General features: G+C 61.0%; 16 protein-coding genes. 4 read left to right on the top strand and 12 right to left on the bottom strand.

Features of this window, described 5'->3' with window-relative positions:
- Positions 1 to 26: 26 nt before the first annotated feature.
- The gene (locus tag I9188_RS04550; protein ID WP_209504236.1) at positions 27 to 1223 is read left to right on the top strand and encodes a UbiH/UbiF family hydroxylase; all 1197 of its coding nucleotides are present in this window, start codon (positions 27 to 29) and stop codon (positions 1221 to 1223) included.
- A 12-nt stretch (positions 1224 to 1235) separates the two neighbouring features.
- On the opposite strand, the gene I9188_RS04555 is transcribed toward I9188_RS04550, so the two are convergent.
- Positions 1236 to 2363 carry an aminotransferase class V-fold PLP-dependent enzyme gene (locus tag I9188_RS04555; RefSeq protein WP_209504237.1) on the bottom strand — a complete coding sequence of 376 codons (1128 nt, stop codon included), beginning with the start codon at positions 2361 to 2363 and terminating at the stop codon, positions 1236 to 1238.
- A gap of 317 nt (positions 2364 to 2680) precedes the next feature.
- On the opposite strand from I9188_RS04555, the gene I9188_RS04560 reads away from it, so the two are divergent.
- Positions 2681 to 3295, top strand: coding sequence for a GntR family transcriptional regulator (locus tag I9188_RS04560; RefSeq protein ID WP_245223699.1), 615 nt, complete (start codon positions 2681 to 2683; stop codon positions 3293 to 3295).
- A 6-nt stretch (positions 3296 to 3301) separates the two neighbouring features.
- Here I9188_RS04560 and I9188_RS04565 read toward each other — a convergent pair whose 3' ends face one another.
- Both I9188_RS04565 and I9188_RS04570 read right to left on the bottom strand, forming a co-directional pair.
- On the bottom strand, positions 3302 to 3760 hold the full coding sequence (locus I9188_RS04565) for an Lrp/AsnC family transcriptional regulator (RefSeq protein ID WP_209504239.1): 459 nt from the start codon (positions 3758 to 3760) through the stop codon (positions 3302 to 3304).
- Complete coding sequence (locus tag I9188_RS04570; RefSeq protein ID WP_209504240.1) at positions 3757 to 4212, bottom strand: Lrp/AsnC family transcriptional regulator; 456 nt, start codon at positions 4210 to 4212, stop codon at positions 3757 to 3759. Before I9188_RS04570 ends, I9188_RS04565 begins: the two co-directional genes overlap by 4 nt.
- A gap of 131 nt (positions 4213 to 4343) precedes the next feature.
- On the opposite strand from I9188_RS04570, the gene ilvC reads away from it, so the two are divergent.
- The gene (gene ilvC, locus I9188_RS04575) at positions 4344 to 5366 is read left to right on the top strand and encodes a ketol-acid reductoisomerase (protein ID WP_209504241.1); all 1023 of its coding nucleotides are present in this window, start codon (positions 4344 to 4346) and stop codon (positions 5364 to 5366) included.
- A gap of 159 nt (positions 5367 to 5525) precedes the next feature.
- Here the strand turns inward: ilvC and I9188_RS04580 are convergent, their stop codons facing one another.
- Both I9188_RS04580 and I9188_RS04585 read right to left on the bottom strand, forming a co-directional pair.
- The gene (locus I9188_RS04580) at positions 5526 to 5867 is read right to left on the bottom strand and encodes a hypothetical protein (protein WP_209504242.1); all 342 of its coding nucleotides are present in this window, start codon (positions 5865 to 5867) and stop codon (positions 5526 to 5528) included.
- Positions 5864 to 6175: a metalloregulator ArsR/SmtB family transcription factor gene (locus I9188_RS04585; RefSeq protein WP_209504243.1), complete on the bottom strand. Its 312-nt coding sequence runs from the start codon at positions 6173 to 6175 to the stop codon at positions 5864 to 5866. Before I9188_RS04585 ends, I9188_RS04580 begins: the two co-directional genes overlap by 4 nt.
- A 78-nt stretch (positions 6176 to 6253) precedes the next feature.
- On the opposite strand from I9188_RS04585, the gene I9188_RS04590 reads away from it, so the two are divergent.
- Positions 6254 to 7156, top strand: coding sequence for a DMT family transporter (locus I9188_RS04590; RefSeq protein WP_209504244.1), 903 nt, complete (start codon positions 6254 to 6256; stop codon positions 7154 to 7156).
- Here I9188_RS04590 and glmM read toward each other — a convergent pair.
- From glmM to glyS, 7 genes are all read right to left on the bottom strand, one after another.
- Positions 7153 to 8496: a phosphoglucosamine mutase gene (gene glmM / locus I9188_RS04595; RefSeq protein ID WP_209504245.1), complete on the bottom strand. Its 1344-nt coding sequence runs from the start codon at positions 8494 to 8496 to the stop codon at positions 7153 to 7155. The two genes, I9188_RS04590 and glmM, sit on opposite strands and share 4 nt — an antisense overlap.
- A gap of 33 nt (positions 8497 to 8529) precedes the next feature.
- Positions 8530 to 9528 carry a dihydropteroate synthase gene (folP, locus tag I9188_RS04600; protein ID WP_209504246.1) on the bottom strand — a complete coding sequence of 333 codons (999 nt, stop codon included), beginning with the start codon at positions 9526 to 9528 and terminating at the stop codon, positions 8530 to 8532.
- Positions 9525 to 10445: a dihydroneopterin aldolase gene (locus I9188_RS04605; RefSeq protein WP_209504247.1), complete on the bottom strand. Its 921-nt coding sequence runs from the start codon at positions 10443 to 10445 to the stop codon at positions 9525 to 9527. Before I9188_RS04605 ends, folP begins: the two co-directional genes overlap by 4 nt.
- Positions 10446 to 10545: 100 nt before the next feature.
- Positions 10546 to 11919, bottom strand: a complete 1374-nt coding sequence (locus tag I9188_RS04610) for a multicopper oxidase domain-containing protein (protein WP_209504248.1) — start codon at positions 11917 to 11919, stop codon at positions 10546 to 10548.
- Positions 11920 to 11992: 73 nt separating this feature from the next.
- Positions 11993 to 12634 carry a cell wall hydrolase gene (locus I9188_RS04615; protein WP_209504249.1) on the bottom strand — a complete coding sequence of 214 codons (642 nt, stop codon included), beginning with the start codon at positions 12632 to 12634 and terminating at the stop codon, positions 11993 to 11995.
- A 187-nt stretch (positions 12635 to 12821) separates the two neighbouring features.
- Positions 12822 to 15362, bottom strand: coding sequence for a putative PEP-binding protein (locus I9188_RS04620; protein WP_209504250.1), 2541 nt, complete (start codon positions 15360 to 15362; stop codon positions 12822 to 12824).
- 89 nt (positions 15363 to 15451) lie between these two features.
- Positions 15452 to 17671: a glycine--tRNA ligase subunit beta gene (gene glyS, locus I9188_RS04625; protein ID WP_209504251.1), complete on the bottom strand. Its 2220-nt coding sequence runs from the start codon at positions 17669 to 17671 to the stop codon at positions 15452 to 15454.
- Positions 17672 to 17677: the final 6 nt, after the last annotated feature.

Genomic DNA, 17677 nt, shown 5'->3' on the forward strand with positions numbered 1-17677 from the left:
GTCTGCCCGAGATGATGAGAGGCGCCATGACTGACAGTTGTGACATCCTGATTTCCGGCGGTGGAATCGCCGGTCTGACCGCAGCGGCGGCGTTTGGAACCGCCGGGTTTGACGTGGTGTGTGTAGATCCCGCGCCACCGATCACCGAACGGGATGTGGACGGGTCTGACCTGCGCACCACCGCCTTTCTGCAACCTGCGCGCGGCCTGCTGGAGCAATGCGGCCTGTGGGCGCGGCTGGATGCCCATGCGGCCCCCTTGCAGATCATGCGTATTGTCGATGCCGGGGGAGACGTGCCCGAACCCCGCGTCATACGCGATTTCAACGCAGCCGACATTTCCGAGCAACCGTTTGGCTGGAACCTGCCCAACTGGCTGTTGCGCCGGGAGATGGTCGCACGGCTGGCAGAGCTGCCGAATGTCGATTTCCGCCCCGGCACCGGGACCGTCAGCCTGTTCACCCGCACTGCCGAAGCCCGCGTTGGCCTGAGCGACGGCAGCCGCATCCGCTGCAAGCTGGTGCTGGCCGCAGATGGGCGCAACTCTCCCATGCGCGCGGCCGCCGGTATCAACGTGCATACAACACGGTATGGACAGAAAGCACTGGCGTTTGCGGTGACGCATCCTATTCCGCACGAGAATGTCTCGACCGAGATACACAGGTCTGGCGGGCCGTTCACATTGGTTCCGCTGCCAGATTGGCAGGGGCAGCCCTCGTCCGCCATCGTCTGGATGGAGCGCGGCCCGAAGGCCGTTGACCTTTTAACCCTTGATGCCGAAGCATTTGAGGCTGCGATGACGGAACGGTCCTGTGGCCTGTTTGGCCCCTTGAAGCTGGCATCGCGCCGGACCATCTGGCCGATCATCAGCCAGTCCGCGGAACGGTTGGCGGGTGAGCGTATTGCCCTGATGGCCGAAGCCGCGCATGTGGTGCCCCCCATTGGCGCGCAAGGGCTGAACATGTCATTGGGCGATCTGCGCTGCCTGCTGGATCTGGCGCAGTCCCGGCCCGAAGGTCTGGGCGACGCGCAGATGCTGGACGCCTATCACAAGGCGCGCCACACCGAGATCGAGATGCGGGTCAAGGGGATCGATTTGCTGAACCGCGCCTCGATGATCGAGGCGCGCCCGCTGCGGGATGCGCGCGCAATGGGGCTGAGCGCGCTGTATTCCCTGCCGCCTGTGCGCAAGACGTTGATGCAGATGGGCCTTGGCGTTCGCTAAGGCCCGACCCGTTTACAGAACCTGATCCAGCACACGCTTCAGGCGCGCGATGGTGGCGTCCACATCATAAAGCTTGTCCAATCCGAACAGGCCCAGACGGAAGGTGCTGAAACCTTCGGGTTCATCACATTGCAGCGGCACCCCGGCCGCGATCTGCATCCCCAGAGCGGCAAATTTCTTGCCGTTCTGGATTTCGGGGTCCGAGGTGTAGCTGACCACAACGCCGGGTGCGCCGAAACCGTCAGCCGCCACCGAGACAATGCCATAGTCCTTTAACATCGCCCGCACGCCGTCGCCCAGTGCCCATTGTGCCTTGCGCAGCTTTTCGAACCCGTATCCCCTAGTTTCTGCCATGGTATCGCGGAAGGCCAGCAGCGCATCGGTGGGCATCGTGGCGTGATAGGCGTGGCCACCATTTTCATAGGCCTGCATGATCTGGCGCCACTTCTTCAGGTCGATGGCGAAACTGTCCGAGCTTGTCTGTTCCAGACGCGCCTCGCCCCGTTCGGACAGCATGACCAGACCGGCGCAAGGCGATGCGCTCCAGCCCTTTTGCGGGGCCGAGATCAGGACGTCGACACCGGTGGCTTTCATATCCACCCAGGCACACCCGGATGCGATGCAATCCAGCACCATCAATGCACCCACCTCATGCGCCGCGCTGGCCAGGGCGGTCACATAGTCATCCGGCAGAATGACACCCGCCGCCGTTTCAACATGGGGAGCGAACACAACGCCGGGTTTCTGTTCGCGAATCGTTGCGACGACCTCGTCAATCGGTGCGGGCGCAAAGGGGGACGGGCTGGAATTTCCAGTCTCGCGCGCCTTCATCACGGTGGTTGAGCTGGTCAGGACACCGCTTTCAATGATCTGGCTCCAGCGGTATGAAAACCACCCGTTCCGAACCACAAGAACATCCGCCCCGCGCGCGAACTGCCGGGCGACCGCCTCCATCGCATAGGTGCCGCCGCCCGGAATGACGGCCACCCCGTCTGCCTTGTACACCTCTTTCAGCATGGCCGAGATATCGCGCATCACCCCCTGAAACTTTTGGGACATGTGGTTCAGCGAGCGATCGGTGAATACGACCGAGAATTCTTCGAGCCCGTTCGGGTCAACGTTTTTCAGCAAGGCAGGCATATGGCGTCCTTTCAATATCGTCAGTGCAGTCTTGGTCTGTTTCCCTTGGCCAGTAAAGCCGTTTCCCAACAAAAAGTGACGCCACGGAACGCAGGCAAAACCGGCCTGTTCGGTGCTGTATGACGCTGGGAACACGAGAAAATGACGCCAATCAGTGTCACTTCCCCTTTACACTTCTGCTTGCTTCTGAACAGATGCGCACACTTTTTACTTGAAGGGATATTTTTCCTGTGACGATACAAAAGCGTATTAACTTTCAGTCCGTTCGAGATGAAGTAAAACGACGTATTGAAAGCCGCGTGTGGCCTCAGGGATCATTGCTGCCGACCGAAACGCAACTGGCCGAAGAATTCAATTGCGCCCGCGCGACGGTGAACCGTGCCCTCAGGGAACTGGCCGATCAGGGTTTCATCGAACGCAAGCGCAAAAGCGGCACGCGGGTCAAGAAAGAGCCCAGCAAACACGCCAAGCTGGAATTCTCGCTGGCGCGGCAGATGGTCGAAAGCCAGAATGCCGTCTATCGCTATGCGCTGGTGGAACGGACTGTCGAGGCCTGCCCCCGCTGGCTGTCCTCTCAGCTTGATGTCCCCGCCGAGACGCGGGTTCTGCATGTCGTCTGTATGCATTACGCGGACAACCGCCCTTTCCAGCTTGAAGAGCGCTGGATCAATATCGAAACCGTCCCCGATGTGGAAAACGCCGACCTGACCCAGCACGGACCGCATGAGTGGCTGCTGAATGCCGCTCCGTTCAACGATGCCGAGGTTGCGTTCTGTGCGATTTCCGCTGACGCAAGGCTGGCGGAATTCATGGGCACCACGGCGGGCGCGTCGATGATCCAGATGGAGCGCACCACCTGGAAAGAAGACAAACCGATCACGTTTGCCCGCCTGACCCATCATCCCGGATACTACATCCGCACCAGATATTAAGGCACGTCACCCAATCGGACCGGGCAGCCGTTCCTCGCTCAGCAGGACGTTCGCCTCGACATCGCCTGCGCCGGGCAGCGTCATGATCCGGCGCCGCAACACGCGTTCGAAATCGGACAGGTCCCGCGCCACGACGCGCAAACGGTAGTCGTACAGACCCAGAACATGCTCGACGGTCTGTACTTCGGGGATGGCGCTGACGGCGCGTTCGAAATCCTCAAGGCTGATCTGGCCCTTGCGCGCCAGCTTGACCCCCAGAAACACGGTCACGCCGAACCCCAGCGCCTCGGCATTCAGACGCAGCCTTCGGCCCTTGATGATCCCGGCGTCCTCCAACCTGCGGATACGCCGCCAGGTGGCGGGCTGAGACAGATTGAACCTGCGACCCAGGGCACCTGCGCTTTGGGTGGCGTCCTGTTGCAACGCGCGCAGCAGACGGCGGTCAATCTCGTCCAGCTCGATCATACCGGTAACACCTCGTCCCGTTTGACCCGCGCGATATGCATCAGCGCTTCGATATCGGCGATATGCGGCAGGGTCAGGATCCGGTCCCGATAAAGCTGCTGATAGTGCTTCATATCCCGCGCTATCACCGACAGGCGGACATCCACCCGGCCCAGAAATGTCTGGATTTCGATCACCTCGGCCACGTTGCGGGCCTCTTCCATAAACTCGTCAAAGGCGCGGGCCTGTGTCTTGTCCAGGGTGATCCGAAGCGAGACTTCGACCGCATAGCCCACCGCGGCCCAGTCGATCACCGCCTCCTGCCCTTCGATAATCCCGGCCACCTGCATCTTTTCCAGCCTGCGCCAACAGACACCTGCGCTGATCCGGCACAGATCGGCCAGTTCCGCAGTGGTCAGGCTGGGGTTCGCCTGAAAGTGGCGCAAAATGCGCCGGTCGATATCGTCAAGCATGATTTTTTCAGTATTTTCCGTTTTCAGGAATTATTCTTCATCTTTTTCGCAAATACTCAAGCCCAACCCTATCGCCAATCCGACGCACGGCAGGTAGAACCGCCCCAACCAAACCAGAAAGGACCGGCAAAATGCGCGTCTATTACGATCGCGATTGCGACATCAACCTGATCAAAGACAAGAAAGTGGCTATCCTGGGCTATGGCAGCCAGGGCCACGCCCATGCGCTGAACCTGCGCGACTCGGGTGCCAAAAACCTGGTCATCGCCCTGCGCGAAGGCTCGCCCTCGGCCAAGAAAGCCGAAGCGGAAGGTCTGCAAGTGATGGGCATCGCCGAAGCGGCTGCCTGGTGCGACGTCATCATGTTCACCATGCCCGACGAATTGCAGGCCGAAACCTACAAGAAATACGTTCATGACAACATCAAGCCCGGTGCCGCCATCGCGTTTGCCCACGGTCTGAACGTCCATTTCGGGCTGATCGAGCCGAAAGACGGCGTTGACGTCATCATGATGGCCCCCAAAGGCCCTGGCCACACCGTGCGCGGCGAATACACCAAAGGCGGCGGCGTGCCCTGCCTGGTCGCGGTTCACAACGATGCAACCGGCAAGGCGCTGGAAATCGGCCTGTCCTACTGCTCGGCCATCGGTGGCGGCCGCTCGGGCATCATCGAGACCAACTTCCGCGAAGAATGCGAAACCGACCTGTTCGGCGAACAGGCCGTTCTGTGCGGTGGACTGGTCGAACTGATCCGCTGCGGCTTTGAAACTCTGGTCGAGGCCGGTTACGCACCCGAGATGGCCTATTTCGAGTGTCTGCACGAAGTGAAGCTGATCGTTGACCTGATCTATGAAGGCGGCATTGCCAACATGGATTACTCGATCTCGAACACGGCTGAGTATGGCCAGTATGTCACCGGTCCGCGCATCCTGAAATACGACGAGACCAAGGCCCGCATGAAAGCGGTTCTGGACGACATCCAGCAGGGCAAATTCGTCCGTGACTTCATGCTGGAAAACGCCGTTGGCCAGCCGACCATCAAAGCGTCGCGCCGCGCCAATGACGAGCATATGATCGAAGAGACCGGCGCTAAGCTGCGCGGCATGATGCCGTGGATCTCGGCCGGCAAGATGGTCGACAAAGAAAAGAACTAAACCTGACGGATGTCAGTCAAAGGGCGGCCTAAGCGGTCGCCCTTTTTCGTTTCTAGACCGTATTGGCAAAGCATTCGCCCAGTACGAAATCCCATCCCGTATCGTAGCCGCCGCGCTTTTCGGGCGCTTCATCTGCCCAGACATCCCAGCCGGAATGCGTCAGGGTGACTTTTGCCTGCCCCGAACCGCAATCCTCAAAACGCACATCGACGCGCGTAGGAGACCCCTTGTTGGTGCCCGGATGCCAGGTGAATGCCACGGATCGGCGGGGTCAATCGCCAGCACCTGACCCCAGTCGGCACGGGTTCCGTCGAACATGACCTCATAAACCGCGCCACCGATCCGGGGTTCAATAACCACGTCCCTTGCCGGTTGTCCCTGCGATGCGGAAACCGCGTGGCTGTCCAGCGGCCACCATGTCCCGATGCGGTTGACGAAGATGTCGAAAGCACGCGCAGCTGAGGCACTTACGGCAATTGTTTTGACAATCGGGTCTGTCATGGCCTCTCTCCCGCTCTGGTCACCTCATCTGCAAAGCTGTTCATCACGTCGGTCCAGTACCGGTCGAGCCATCTGCGCAGCTCTGCCAGCCCCTCGGGGCGCACCGCATAGATCCGGCGCGTCCCTTTCGCGTGGCATGTCACCAGCCCGGCATCCGACAGCACCTTGAGATGTTGCGAGACGGCCGGTCGGCTTACCGGCAGCTTTGACGCAAGTTCGCCCACTGCCTGAGGCTGGCTGGCGACGGCTTCGAACACCTGCCTGCGGGTTGCATCGCCTAAGGCTGAAAATGTCATTTCGTAAGTCATTGCTTACGGTAAGTACAAACTAACGTTAAGTCAAGATCAGCCCGTGACACCGGCGCGCACGCGGGATAAGGGGATGGAATGGTTGAACAACCCACGAAGCAGGACTGGAGCGGCGTTTTCACGCTGGGGCTTATTTGGGGCGGCACATTCATGGTCGTCGCGATGGCTTTGGAAGGCTATGGCCCGATTACCGTGGCGACATCGCGCACCACATTGGGGGCGGTGACGTTGCTTGTCCTGATGCGGATCACCGGGCGCCGCATGCCGGTTTTGACACCCGCGCTGACTACATCAATCCTGCTGATTGGCGTGCTGTCGACTGCGGTGCCTTTCATGCTGCTCAGCTGGGGGCAGCAATATGTACCCTCGGCTTTTGCAGGGTTGTCCATGGCTGCAATTCCGCTGATGGTGTTGCCGCTGGCGCATTTCTTTTCAGATGAGCCGCTGAACCTGCGTCGGTTTCTGGGCGTGTGCCTTGGGTTTTCCGGCGCATTGGTCCTGATCGGACCCGGTCTGGCAAAGCTGGGTCAAGGAACCGAGCCGCTGGCGCAGCTGGCCTGTGTCTCGGCTGCCCTCTGTTATGCGTCGACATCGATCCTGACGCGGCGCTGCCCGCCGGTCGAGCCGCTGGCGCTGGCCGCGCTGACCCTGCTGGTCGGCGCTGTTCTGCTGGTGCCCATCATGCTGCTGATCGAAGGTGTTCCCACGTGGCAGGGCAACCGCCCATCGCTGGCCCTGATCGTGCTTGGCCTGATCCCCACAGCATTCGCCAACTTACTGCGGGTTTCGATCACCCGCAGCGCCGGATCGGTGTTTTTGACACTGGTGAATTATCAGGTGCCGATCTGGTCGATGGTGTTCGGGGCCTGGATCCTGTCGGAGGCCCTGCCCCTGCGGTTCTACGTCGCCCTGGCCCTGATCCTGACGGGCATGGCCATCAGCCAGTGGTTCAGCCTGCGCAAGGTTCTGTTCGGGCACTAGCCTGTGGCGGCTTCGACCTCGGCCACGATGCTGTCGACGACCTGTACCAGCAGCGCGTCATCCTCGCATTCGGCCATAACACGGATCAGCGGTTCGGTGCCGGATTTGCGGATCAGCAACCGGCCCTGCCCGTTCAGCCGCGCCTCGGCATCGGCAATGGCGGCTTTAACGCTTTGAACTTCAAGCGGAGTTTGGCCGCTGGCATAGCGGACGTTCTTCAGCAGCTGCGGCACGGTTTCGAATTGCTTGGACAAGTCCGAGGCTTTGCGACCGGACAGAACCATCTCGGCCAGGAAATGCAGACCGGCCATCAGGCCATCGCCGGTGGTGGCATAATCGCTCATCACGATATGACCGGATTGTTCACCGCCCAGGTTGAAGCCACCTTCGCGCATACGTTCGACCACATAGCGGTCGCCGACGGCTGTGCGTTCCAGCCGCATACCGTGTGACGAGAGGTGCCGTTCGAGCCCCAGATTGGACATCACGGTGGCCACAAGGGCATTGCCTTTCAACTGCCCGGATTTTTTCCAGGCCGTCGCCAGCAACGCCATAAGCTGATCGCCATCGGCGACCTGACCGGTTTCGTCGACGATAACGACCCGATCCGCGTCGCCGTCCAGACAGACACCAACGTCAGCGCCATGCGCCACGACGGTTTCGGCGGCCAGCTGCGGCTTGGTCGATCCGCAGTTGAGGTTGATGTTCTTCCCGTTGGGCGAAATCCCGATCGGGATCACGTCTGCGCCCAGTTCCCAAAGAACCTCGGGCGCGGTGCGGTGGGCGGCGCCGTTGGCACAGTCGATCACCACCTTCAGTCCATCCAGACGCACATCGCGCGGCAGCGAGGATTTCACACGCTCGCCATATCTGAACCGGGCGTCATCAACACGACGCGCCCGTCCGATATTCTGGGCCTGAGCAGGCCGGACACCTTCGTCGATCAGCTTTTCGATGTCGATCTCGGCCTGATCGGACAGTTTATAGCCGTCGGGGCCAAAGAACTTGATGCCGTTGTCCTCTGCCGGGTTGTGGCTGGCCGAGATCATGACACCCAGATCGGCCCGCATCGACCGGGTCATCAGACCCACCGCAGGCGTGGGGACCGGCCCCAGCAACAGCACATTCATTCCCGTCGACGTCAAACCGGCGGTCAGCGCGTTTTCCAGCATATAGCCGGACAGGCGCGTGTCCTTGCCGATGACGACCCGGTGCACACCGGTCGCGTCACGCCGGAAATAGCGCCCCACCGCAGCCCCGATGCGCAACGCCATTTCCGCCGTCATCGGATGCGTGTTGGCCGTGCCCCGCACCCCGTCGGTTCCGAACAGCTTGCGCATTGGTGTCACTCCGTGATTTTCCGTGAGACCGGATTACCGGACAGCAGCCCATAGGCGCAAGGCCTGAGCGGTCTCGGCGACGTCGTGAACGCGAATGATCTGCACGCCCTGAGACAATCCGGCCAAAGCCACGGCAATTGAACCCGGCGCGCGGGCAGTCTTGTCAGGCTCCCGTCCAATCGTTCCGATAAAGCCCTTGCGGGACACACCCAGCAGGATCGGGCAGCCAAGCCCGTGAAACAGGCTGAGATTGCGCAGCAAGGTCAGGTTATGATCCTCGGTCTTGCCGAAACCGATGCCCGGATCGACCATGATCAGGTCGCGCCGAAGCCCCAGGTTCTCCAGCAGAGCGATCTGGGTTTCGAGGACGTCGTAAACATCCAGCAACACGTTGTCGTAGCTGGGGTTTTCCTGCATCGTGGCCGGATCGCCCTGCATATGCATGACGCAAACTGGTGTGCCCTTGGCGGCGCAAAACGGCGCCAGTTCGGGATCGAAGGTGAACCCCGAGACGTCGTTGACCAACCCCGCGCCCGCCGCACACGCCGCTTTTGCGACGCTGGCTTTGCGGGTGTCGATTGAAATCAGGGCATCCGTTTGAGCGCGAATCGCCTCGATCACTGGGCGGGTGCGGGCAATTTCCTGATCTGCCGGAATGAAATCCGCACCCGGGCGCGTTGATTCCCCGCCGATATCCAGAATGGTGGCCCCATGCGCCACCATCCTTGCAGCGGCATCGCGGGCGGCCTCGACCGAGCTGTGAACACCCCCGTCCGAGAAACTGTCAGGCGTGGTGTTGAGAATGCCCATGATATGCGGCACCTGCATATCCAGCCCGGCGATGGGTGCGCGCGGGCCGGTCAATCGCGCCAGCGCCCCACCGGGAATATCCGATGCCGCCATGATCTGCGGTGCGGTTTCGCGCCCAAGCGCTTCGACATGGGTAAACCACAGGGGCTGACCGGCCAGAGAGTACGCGCCAGCGGGCCGGGTCTGGCCGTGCTGAACCAGCGGTCTGAAATAGATGCTCACAATTGGGCCTGATCCACGGCCACAGCCCGCAAGGGGGTTTTGGGCGCTTTCGGCAATTCGCCGCCGATAACCATCATTTCACTGGCTTCAAAGGTCGCGGCAAACCATGCGGCCAAAGCCACGGCGTCGGAGGGCGCGGCGGACGGACCATCCACCGCGTCCAGAACGATCTTGGACGGGGCCCAGACGCAGATCTGGCCGTTCTTCATGGCCCAGTCCAGTTCCGTCCGGGTTGAAACCACCTTGCAGCGGTGATCGCGCGCGGCCAGAACCCACGCGTTTTGCTCGATCGCAAGCAGGTCAATCCGGCGCTGTGTCATTGCGTGGCCGGTTTGCGGCGCAGCCAGGTCTGACGCCCCCACACACAGGATCAGCGGGCGCTGGCGGTTCTGCAACTGGTCGATCCACCCGGTCAGATTGTCCGAGGCGATGGCGTCATTCGACAGGTAGACCAGACGGGGATGCGGGCGGTCTTCCTCGGTCACGTCGTGATGAACCGAGTCTTTCCCGCGCACGATCTCGACCCCCAGAGCGCCCGGACCACGATCCAGTTTTTCGATGCGAACAAAGACCCTTACAGCCTGAGGTTCATGCAAGATACGTTCGGCCACACGTTCGGCAAGGGTTTCAAGCAGGTTCAGACGTTCGGCCGCGAGCTCATAGGCAATGGATTCCGTCACCCGGTCATAAGACAGGATGCGATCCACATCGTCGTCAATCGGGTCGGTCAGAGGCCGGACTTCGACCACGATATTGAAACAGATCCGCTGGGTTGTTCCCCGCTCGGCCTGAAACGCACCGATTTCAACCTCGACAATATGGTCGCGCAGGGAAATGCGGTCCAGCGGCCCTCGGGGCGAGGTCGCCTCGGACCGTTCGGACGGGTGCGCAAATGCCAGTCGGATTTCAGAACTCATGGGTCCGGCCTTTTCGGCTTGTTGCAGGGCTTGCCCACTATAGGCGTTGCAAGGGCCTATAACATTCAAACAAACGCCATTCCAACCGCCGAATGCGGCGTCATGTGACGCGAAACCAGCTCATCATACCCGAAGCGGCATGGCCCAGCATATGGCAATGCAACAGCCAGTCCCCCGGATTATCCGCGACCAGCGCGATCTGGCGGGTTTGTCCCCGATCAACCAAAACAGTGTCGCGCCACGGGCCAAGCGATCCGTCCGGCTGGATCAGTCGGAAGTGGTGGCCGTGCAAATGCATGGCATGTGGAAAGACTGTTTCATTGACGAACTCGATCCTGTGAAGGCCGCCGGTCCGCGCGTCCAGAAACGGGTCGGACGGGCGTTCCGCATAACCGTTCAGGGCCCAGAACCGGCCCAACTGCGCCAGTTCCTGGCCTGACAATTCAGTGTCCCCGATCCGGGCGCTGTCCAGCCAGCGCATCGCCCCGCCTTGCAGGGACATCCGGTGCAATGGCGCGGATGAGATATCCTCGATGACCGGCAAAGGGTTGGGCGGCAACGCTGCCACGCCTTGTCGTGGCGCGGGTGCGAGAGGTTCGTCGATATCGAACCGAACGATGCCAAAGGCACCGTCGCGTTCAACACTCACCAGACTTGCCGTATCACCCCCAGCCACGACATCCACAACAAGATCGATGCGTTGTGCAGGGGCGATTGGGAAAGCCCCCGACATTGGGATCGGCGTTTCCAGTGGCATACCGTCAAGGGCGACGATCCACCCTGACAACCCATCGAGATTCAGGTCAAAAATCCGCGCGTTGGAGGCGTTGATCAGGCGTAGCCGGAGACGGTCGTTCCGTCGCGCCTGAACGCGCGGGTCAAGGGATCCGTTGACAGTGATGATATTGCCCAGTCGGCCAGCGTGGCTGAGATCATGGCCATTGTCGAAATCATCCGTGATCTGGGCGGTTTCAGGATCAAGCCTCCAGTCGTCCAGCATCAGCACCAGATCCTGATCCACATCGGGGGCAGCGGTTTCTTCGACGATCAGCGGCCCGTAAAGCCCGCGCGCAACCTGTTCCATCGACTGGTTATGCGCATGATACCAATAGGTCCCTGCGTCGGGAACGACGAAGGAGTAATCAAAGCTTGCGCCCGTCTCGACCGCGTCCTGTGTCAGGCCGGGCACGCCGTCCATGGTGTTTTCAATGCGAATGCCGTGCCAATGGACCGACGTGGCTTGCGGAAGCTGGTTCATCAGGGTGCGCTGGATGCGGTCGCCCTGCCTGACACGCAGTTCAACGCCGGGGACAGACCCGTCATATGTCCAGACTTCCGTTTCAGGATAACTTGCAGGCGCGATCGGGTGTTTGGTTACACGCGCATTAAGCGGTGCAAAACCCGCGCTGGCCACACGCGGCATCAGCAATGCTGCTGCAGCCGTTTGCAAAAGGTGTCTGCGGTTCAAAATCATTACGGGCCTCCTGGCCCGCAATATAGGGTGCAACCTGCCCCACGCCAGCAAGCTTCCAGCGCGGGTGCGTCAATCAGTTGCTCGCTGTCCGGTAGTTGTGGCGGTAAAAAACATGCACGCCGATTTTCGCCGTCTGTTTATAGACCCGCGACCAGGATGGGCGAACCGACGTCGTGTGATAGTGCGTCGCCCCTTCGGTCAACTCATCCGCCACACCATCAATGGCTGCCCGCGCGACTTTTGCCACACGCTCATACGCCGTTTTCTCGTGGATGACCTCTTTGCGGCCATCGCAGGTGTATGTGAACTGGCACTGGTATTTCTTGCCGGTCCCCTGATGGATCACCCCGCACAGGGAATCCGGGAAACGGCTGCTTTTGACCCGGTTCAGGATCACCTCGGCAACCGCGAACTGGCCGCGCACGCTTTCGCCGCGCGCCTCGAAGTACAGGGCTTCGGACAGGCATTCCCAGTTTTCGCCGCCCGTGGCCTTTGGTTGCTGGTCAAGCCAGTCTTTGGAGAAGGACACTTCGACAGGTTCGGCCGCCTTGCGGGGCTGGAACAGCTTGAAATAGTCCCGAAAACTTTGCGCCGGCAGCTCGCTGCGGGCGACAAGTTCTTGCTTTGCAGTATCAGTCGCTTCCTTCTCGGCGAAGGACGCACTCGGCAGCACGGTTGCCGCCACTGCGGCAACAGCCAATATGTAACGTAGCATCAGATAACCTCGCACAGGCACATCACGCGCCATACCCTCCCCCGGCGGGCGCGACGAGGCTGATACCCCAGACTGGCGCAAAGGTCCAGTATCTAGAAAAAAGCAAGTGGAAAATCGCCCGTGGCGAAAATATTTTTCGCCTACGAGTGACCGTATAACCCACTATTCCTTGGGGTTCGGCGCAGTGTCAACCCCCAAGTCTGGAGGAAATCGCCAGTTGAGCGGCAGCCAGCCGAGCGACCGGAACCCGGAACGGTGAGCATGACACATAGTCGAACCCAAGATCGCGACAGATGGCGATTGATTCGGGGTTCCCGCCGTGTTCGCCACAGACCGAAAGGGTCACATCCGGCTTCGCGGCACGCCCGCGTTCTGCCCCGAGTTTCAGCAACTCGCCCACCCCGTCCGGATCAAGAACGTGGAACGGATCTTCGGTAAAGACCCCCTGTCGCACGTAAGCGGACATGAAACGACCGGCATCGTCGCGGGACAGGCCGTAAGTCATCTGTGTCAAGTCGTTTGTACCAAAACTCATGAAGGCGGTCTGCGGCGCGATCTCTTCCGCGCGCAGACAGGCGCGTGGCGTTTCGACCATGACGCCCAGCCGGTATTCGAACTTCTGCCCCCGTTCCGATTCAACGGCGGCGGCAACCGAGTCGATGCGGGATTTGACAAGTTCAACCTCGCGCTTGGCGGAAACCAGCGGGATCATCACTTCGGGTACCACCGGGGCACCGTTTTTTCGGGCCTCAAGCGTGGCTTCGAAAATCGCACGCGCCTGCATGTCGTAGATCTCGGGCACGGTGACACCCAGACGAACGCCGCGCAGGCCAAGCATGGGGTTGTATTCTGTCATCGCCTCGACCCGGCGTTCGACGTCGGACACGGGCAGGTCCAGCGCCTCGGCCAGTTCCCGTTGCCCGGTGCGCGTTGTCGGCAGGAATTCATGCAAGGGGGGATCGAACAGGCGGATGCAGACAGGCTGGCCTTCCATGATCCTGAACAGCTGAACAAAATCCTCGCGCTGCATCGGAAGCAGGCGTGCCAGCACTGCCGCCCTGCCCGCCGAGGTTTGCGCAAAGATCATTTCGCGCATCACGATCAGACGACCGGGATCAAAGAACATATGTTCGGTCCGGCAAAGACCGATCCCCTGAGCCTGAAAGTTCCGGGCCGTCTGCGCGTCAGCCGGTGTGTCAGCATTGGCGCGGATGTCAATGTCACGCTCGGCATCGGCCCAGCCCATCAGCGTCTGGAAACAGTCATCCAATGCGGCCTCGAGCATGGCGGGCTGGCCGGCCAGCACCTGCCCAGAGCTGCCATCAATGGTGACAATATCGCCGGTTTTGAACACGCGCCCATCCGGTGCAGTCAGCATCTTGTCTTTCGTCTGAAACCGCATTTCCGAGGCCCCGACGATACAGGGCAGGCCCAATCCGCGCCCGATCACGGCCGCGTGGCTGGTCATGCCGCCCTTTTCCGTCAGAACCGCTACAGCGGCGTGCATCCCGCGCACATCCTCGGGCGAGGTTTCCCGGCGCACCAGAACACACGCCTCGCCCCGAGCGGCACTGGCCTGTGCTTCGGCCGAGGTGAACACGATCTTGCCGGTCGAGGCACCGGGGCTGGCACCAATGGCCGTGGTCAGCACATCGCGGCGCGCATCGGGGTGGACCTGACGGTGCAGAAGTTCGTTCAGCGCGTGCGGGTCGACACGCATCACCGCCTCTTGCGGCGGTATGATACCGTCTTCGGCAAGACGTACGGCAATGCGCATGGCCGCGCGGGCCGATCTCTGCACCCGGACGCCATCCAGAATATGCACAGTGCCATCCTGAATGACGAATTCGACCTGCATCTCTTCGCGCAGTTTCTGGCGCATCAGGGCGGCATGCGCTTTGACATCGGCAAAAGCTTTGGGCGCGACCTCTTCCAGCGAGGGGCCGCGCGGGTCTTTTTCCAGAAACAGGGCTGCCACATCTTTGCCCAGCGCATCGCGCCCCTGGCTCTGACTTAGGTAGCGACCGGTGATCTGTGGCATTCCGGTTGTGGAATCAACCAGTTGCAGAACACCCGATCCGCATTCCCCTTTGCCGACGCCGGGGATCATCTCTTGGATGACCAACCCAAGCCCGGCATCAGCGGGTGCCCCCTTGGCCTGCCGCAGCAAGCGCGCGGACGTCCCGTCCCATGCACGTGCCATCGAGCGCAGAACACCGATCAACTGTTCGCCCCTGTCCTGCGGAAAGACCTCGTCGGTTTCGTCCTCGTAGGCGCGCAGCGAATGGCGCAGCCCTTCGCGGCCGTCGGCGTCAATGTCATCAAACACATCCGCATCCAGCCGCGCCACGTGGATCGCATAGCTTTGAACGAACCTCAGATACAGGGCTGCGGCGGCCTCGGCCCCCATGGTGTCGGACAGGTCGACATAACGGGCATCGTTCATTCCGATATTGAGAACCGCGCCGGGACCGCCCCAATCGGGATCTTCGGAACTGGGCCGGACGCATAGCAACGAGGTCGGATCGAACTGTTCGAGGATCGCCGCAATATCCGGGGTTGTCCCTTCGGCGATCTGGTGAACGGCATCAAATGACAGCGCAACGGTTCGGGGCACGGGCAGGTTCAGCCGGACCAGACGTTGCAGACATTTGGCCCGCCCGCCATGTGTATGGGCGGTGACAGGCGCGTCGGATGTGATGAGCGTCGTATTCGGATTATTCTGCACTGCAGCACCTTTTGGTTTGCCTGCAGCATAAGCGCTTGCGCCCTTCACGCAAGAGCGTTGTGGGCGCGCGTGCCAGCGCGCCCGGTCGTTTACCCTTCGATCCGGGTCAGATCGGCCACGCTGGAGCAGATCTGACGGATCTGGCTGAGCAGGTTCAGCCGGTTGCGGCGAACAATGTCATTATCGGTGTTGACCTGCACATCCTCAAAGAACGCATCCACCGGCCCGCGCAGCCCCGCCATGGCGGCCATGGCCGTGGGGAAATCTTCGGATTTCAGCGCGGGTTCGATTTTTGCCTGTGCTGCGTTCAAGGCCGCAAACAATGCCTTTTCGCTGTCGGTTTCGGCGAATTTCACATCCGCACCGTAGGAATATTCCACCCCATCCTTTTCCTCGGCCTGGGTCAGGATGTTGTTTGCGCGCTTGAAACCCTGCACAAGGTTTTCGCCATCCTCAGTCGCGATCACCGCGTTCAGCGCGCGGGCGCGTTTGACCAGCAGATTGAGGTCGTCATTGCCGTCCATCGCGATACAGGCATCGATGACGTCATGGCGGATGCCCTCGTCGCGGAGGAAGACCTTGAGGCGGTCGTGGAAGAAGGAGAGGAGATCGTCGGATGCGTCGGGGATCTTCTTTTCAAGGCTCAGGAAATCGGCGCCCGACACTTCGCCCAGCCTTTCCTTGACAGTCTGGAAGGCTGCGCCAAACACGCCGTGATCTGCGATTTCATCCAAAAGTTCGTCAACGTTTTCCGCCGCCAGCGCCTCGTTTGCAGCGCTTTCAGCACGCAGCAGCTGCCCGTCGAAGAACCGATCCAGATGCAGACGCAGGTCATTGTCGAGCACCAACCGGATAACCCCCAGCGCTGCCCGGCGCAGAGCAAACGGGTCTTTTGAGCCGGTAGGCTTTTCATCAATCGCCCAGAACCCCGCCAGCGTGTCCAGCTTGTCGGCCAATGCAACGGTCACCGACAGCGGAGCCGTGGGCACGTCGTCTGATGGCCCCAAAGGCGAGTAGTGCTCTTGCGCGACGGCGGCCACGGCAGCATCTTCGCCTGCCGCTTCGATGTAATACCGCCCCATAAGGCCCTGAAGTTCAGGGAATTCGTAGACCATTTCCGAGCTGAGGTCGGCCTTGGCCAGGCACGCGGCTTTTTTGGCCTGATCGGCATCGGCACCGGTCACTGGCGCCAGTTCGCGGGCCAGCGCGGCGATACGGCCGATCCGGTCAGCTTGCGTTCCCAGTTTGTTGTGGAAGGTGACGTTTTCCAGCGCGCGGGTCCATTGTGCAATGTCCGATTTGGCGATGCGCAGGTCATTTTCCCAAAAGAACTTGGCATCCGCCAGACGGGCCGACAGAACTTTCTGATTGCCCGCCAGAATGGTCGCGCCATTGTCAGCGGTTTCGCGGTTCGCAACAGTGACGAACCGTTCAATCCGGCCCGTTTTGGGATTGCGGACCGAGAAGAACTTTTGGTGTTCTTTCATCGAGGTCTGCAGCACCTCGGGCGGCAGGTCGAGAAATTCGTCGTCAATCTGTCCCATCAGGACGACCGGCCATTCGACCAGCCCGGCGACCTCGGCCAGCAGGCCCTTGTCTTCGACCAGCTCAAGACCAGCGGCAAAGGCCATGTTCTGGGCGTCGTTCCAGATGTGCTGGGCGCGTTCCTCGGGGGAAAGAACCACGAAAGCCCGCTTCAGCTTGGCCGCGTAATCGTCGAAAGACGTGACCGAAAAGCGGCTGGGCGCCATGAAGCGGTGGCCTGCTGTGGTGTCGCCGGACGAAATGCCATCGACATCCATTGGCACGACTTGCGCCCCGGTCTCATCCGTCAGAATGCACAGGATCGAATGCAGCGGGCGCACCCAGCGCAAGCTGCCACTGCCCCAGCGCATTGATTTTGGCCAAGGAAAATTGCGGGTGGTGGTTTCGAGCACTTCGGCAATGATCTCGGCCGCGGGGCGACCAGCCTTTTCGATGGTGGCGAAATAGATGGCCCCCTTGGGGGTTTCGCGTTCTTCCAGCTGATCACGGGTCAGGCCCGCGCCGCGCAGAAACCCTTCGATTGCTTTATCAGGCGCGCCGACCTTTGGACCCTTGCGTTCTTCCCGGATGGTGGGGCTTTTCGCCAGCAGCCCTTCGACCGCCAGCGTCAGGCGGCGGGGCGTGGTCAGGGCGGCCGCGCTTGCATAGGTCAGACCGGCCTCGACCAGACCATCGGTAATCCGCTTTTTCAGATCCTCGCCGGCACGGGCTTGCATCCGTGCGGGGATCTCTTCGGAGAACAGTTCGATCAGCAGGTCGGGCATTGTCGG

This window comes from Ruegeria sp. HKCCSA071, assembly GCF_017872555.1.
Lineage (GTDB): Bacteria > Pseudomonadota > Alphaproteobacteria > Rhodobacterales > Rhodobacteraceae > Ruegeria.